General features: G+C 34.2%; 6 protein-coding genes. All 6 read right to left on the reverse strand.

Annotated elements, in window-relative coordinates; translation table 11 throughout:
• Positions 1 to 313: DinB family protein (locus E1176_RS20900; RefSeq protein ID WP_222933085.1), on the reverse strand; the 313-nt coding region annotated here is incomplete at its 3' end.
• Positions 314 to 444: 131 nt separating this feature from the next.
• Positions 445 to 750, reverse strand: coding sequence for a type II toxin-antitoxin system RelE/ParE family toxin (locus E1176_RS04800; protein ID WP_155209432.1), 306 nt, complete (start codon positions 748 to 750; stop codon positions 445 to 447).
• Positions 743 to 982, reverse strand: coding sequence for a ribbon-helix-helix domain-containing protein (locus E1176_RS04805; protein ID WP_155209433.1), 240 nt, complete (start codon positions 980 to 982; stop codon positions 743 to 745). Before E1176_RS04805 ends, E1176_RS04800 begins: the two co-directional genes overlap by 8 nt.
• Positions 983 to 1,791: 809 nt before the next feature.
• Complete coding sequence (locus E1176_RS04810; protein ID WP_155209434.1) at positions 1,792 to 2,349, reverse strand: hypothetical protein; 558 nt, start codon at positions 2,347 to 2,349, stop codon at positions 1,792 to 1,794.
• 78 nt (positions 2,350 to 2,427) lie between these two features.
• A complete protein-coding gene (locus E1176_RS04815; RefSeq protein WP_155209435.1) occupies positions 2,428 to 3,177 on the reverse strand; it encodes an alpha/beta fold hydrolase in 750 nt (249 codons plus the stop codon).
• Positions 3,178 to 3,374: 197 nt separating this feature from the next.
• On the reverse strand, positions 3,375 to 3,747 hold a 373-nt coding region (locus E1176_RS04820; protein ID WP_222933086.1), incomplete at its 5' end, for a hypothetical protein.

Genomic DNA, 3,747 nt, shown 5'->3' on the forward strand with positions numbered 1-3,747 from the left:
CCATTTCTTTTAGTTGTCTAATCATGTTCAAAAAGTCTGTTCGATATTTTTCGCAAAATTCTAACTCGCTTTTTAGATCAGAATAGGCTAGATTTTCCCAGGGTGAAAGGTAGTCACCTAAATCTCCTCGATTCTGTATTATTTTATGAAATAGATGCTCACCTTCTAAAACGTGCCTAATCATTTCAATAATTGTGAAGGCTTTGTCGTCAGGTTTCCAGTTTAGATACTCAACTGGAATTTTACTCCATAATTTTATGCTGCGTCTTCTTATTTCGGAAAAGTTCAATAAGATTATTTCTATTGAGTTCATTTAGTCCCTGTTAAATTCCTGATTTTTCATGCATTCGGTCTGAATGCGATTTTGTTGGAGGCGAAAGTAAACATTTTGTATTGAATCAAAGCTTGCAGCATAAAACGATTCAATTATACCACCGGGGATTGTCATTCTTCAGGAAGATTCTCTAGAGAGTTTTCAATATCCTGTCGACCTATAATGGTCATGATTTCCACAGTTTCATTATTGATTCTATAGTAAATACTATCTGACCCGCAAACACATCTCCTATAGCCGGGCTTAATAAAATCTACTGCTTCAAAGGCATACGGTCGCTGAGCAATAATGTCGAAATATTTGAAAAATGAGTCAAAATATTTGTCAGCTTGCTTAACTCCAAAACGCGCAACACCATAATGATGAATTCTGATTAAATCTTCCTTCGCTACATTGCTTAGCCGATATTTAGCCATTTAATAAATCCTTGGATTTAGCTAAAATTTGATCCTTACTATCAGAAGTAAAGCCACTTTTTTCTGCTTTTTCAAGTTTAAGCCTAACAAGATCAATTTGCTGTTGCTGCTGTCTTGCTTGTCTTATCAGATCGTTAACCAGCTCGCTTTTACTTGCATATTCCTTGCTGTTGACTTGTGCTTTTAGCCATTCATCATTTGGTTCTGTTAAAGAAATACTTTGTCTAGCCATAATTTATATTTGGTGCAATAACGCACCAAATATATGATTAGTTTAGATCTAATCAAAAATGAGTTGGCGTTAGTGTCAAAGTACCTTCACTCGATGCGGTGTGTTGTCATTTCTGGCGACTTATTCATTCAAACAAATTATCTAGCTTTCGTTCTATCTTTCTGAATTTTCTGGACAGAAGTAAAGTCCAAATAATTGGAATTAACAAACCTGCAAGTGCTGATAAGTATTTAGAATCTACTAAATATGATGTGATAATTAAAGGGCTTATCAGGTAGATCATTAGTGAGAATAATAGTGTATACCAACCCAGTCTAAATTTAACTGTTACTTGAGATTGATTTCCAGTGTATTGGATATACCCTCGAATCACAACTTGCATTGTGAAAAAAGTTAAAAATCCTACAGGTTCCATTAGAGTAAACCTGTTTGACTGATGTTTAATGTAACCTATCCAATCCTTGGTTGTTTCTGGTGATCTATTCTGAAACAATGGTTTAAATAAGGAATCAATGTGCTCAACTGTCCAGGCTAATTTCTGTATTAGTTTTTCACAGGTTAGATCAGAAGTATAGACTATAGTTCTCAGAGATAACATTTAAGCATATTGAGTTTGATGATAAGTAACTGAGCCAGTGTACATTATTTCTTATTTAGATGTTATTGCATATCAGTCATACATATACCGTATTTAGGCGAAGGTAATATTTTTTGTGTTTTGATCAGACCTCAGTTACTGAAGCAAAGAATAGTCGCACTAATCTATTGAAATGTAAAAAGGGTAACAATGAAATATGAGGTTGCCATCGTTATTTTGGAGTCCAACTGTCATCATATTCTTTTACACCTTCAGCTAGTTGGCCAAGGTCAACAGATATGTCAGCATCATTTTGCTCACCCATGTCATAAGCAAGAAAAAGGCAGATTAAGATTAGTTCATTGGAATCGTTATCAGCAATGATATATCCTTTATCGTATTCCCATAAATTTACTGATCGCTTGTTGTACTTGGCTATTTGTTGACTGTTTTTATAAAGAGATCGTCTATGACCACGGTGTCGATAAAAGTCATAATTATCATCATTAAATTTGAAGGACCAGTGACCTTTCCACCTGTTCGTGACTATTATTGTTAGTTTTAAATCTAGCTTATGGAGTTCGAATTCATAAGTATCTTTTTTTTTACTCCAAATTGGATTGACTTGACCCTGTTTTATAGTTACTAATTTGACGTGATGTAGGTCATAAATTTCTGATCGCACCTTACTAAACCATCCGCCTATCCATTTCCCTGTTAGGAAATGATCTTCATTATTGTTTTTGTAAAATTTGTAAAGATTACCTTTTTGAGTGATATCAATTTTCATTGCAGTTAGCAGTCCTAATTAAGCAAAATATCTTCCCTAAACTACATTTTAATACAGTTTAGGTGAGTAATTATTTGATTATTCCGATGATAGAAACCTCTTTGATAATCTTAAAAATTCACGTTTATTATCTCCATCGTGGGCATAATGTCCAGTATTAGGAACTACCCATAAATCTGAATTTTTAAGCGTTTCGTGAAGAGTGACTATCGAACTTAAGGAAATCTGTTCAGCTTTATCACCCAAAACAAGTAGCGTCTTTGCTTTTATTCTTTTCAATTCCTCTTCCGTCAACTTGATTTTATAGTTAGGCAATTGGTCTAAGATGCTTTTTATTTGTTCATCTCCTCCTGAATGATAATCTTTTATCCATTGAAAGTTCTCAATATTATCATAATTGAAGGTACTAAGCATAATGGGGAAATCCTGAGCATCCCAATCTCCATTCGCTCCTATAACTATCATTGATTCTATCAGTTCTGGATTCATACTGCCTATTTGCAGTAACACATCTCCTCCAAAACTTAATCCGATTCCTTTAATGCTGGTAATCTTTAGATGCTCCATGAGTTTTAGTACATCTTCAGATGCTGCCTGAACAGAGAATCTCTCATTAAATTTACTTGATTTTCCATGTCCTCTCAGATCAATTAAGTAAACCTCAAATTTATCTGAGTACTCTTTCACGTATTCTAACCAAGCTATAGAAGATTGGGTGAAACCATGCAATAACAAAAGAGGTTGACCTTCGCCATAAACTTCATAGTAAAGTTCATTGTCATTTATCTGTATGCAATTAGATTCCTTAGGAATTATTTTTTCTGTCATATATTATTTAAAATGATTTTAATATTGTTAGTAACACCTCTCTATGAGCGCGTTTGTTTACTTTCCCGTTTGCTATAGGGGTCAGGGCATAAAACTATGACTATTCGGTTTTAGAACATGCTTGTTTGACGAGACGAAAGTGTAAGTAAAGTTCCGATACAAGCCACATCCTTATAAATTGTCCACAACAAAGCATTTTAATCATAATATGGAGCATGTTCTGAATATTGAGCTATTAATATACTGTCCTGTATATAGATAATCCTCCAAATATTCTGCTCACGAGCAAGTTCAATTTGGAGAAGTTGTCCATTGTCAATTCTCAAACCAATTCCAGATATACCTGATCTGTGGAAAGTATAACATTCTCTTAATTCAAGCTCACCGGAAGTGGTAATCGTGTCTTGAATTTGTAGATCATCGTTGATGAAGATATTGAGATGAGAGTCCTCAAATCCAGTCTCCATGAATAAGTATATACTGTCAGAACTTATAAGGTCGTCAAAATGCTGACGCCACCTAAGTCCTGTGTTATCTATGTTCCTGATTAGAATATCGTAATTAGCTTGA

Source organism: Fulvivirga aurantia, assembly GCF_009711475.1.
GTDB lineage: Bacteria > Bacteroidota > Bacteroidia > Cytophagales > Cyclobacteriaceae > Fulvivirga > Fulvivirga aurantia.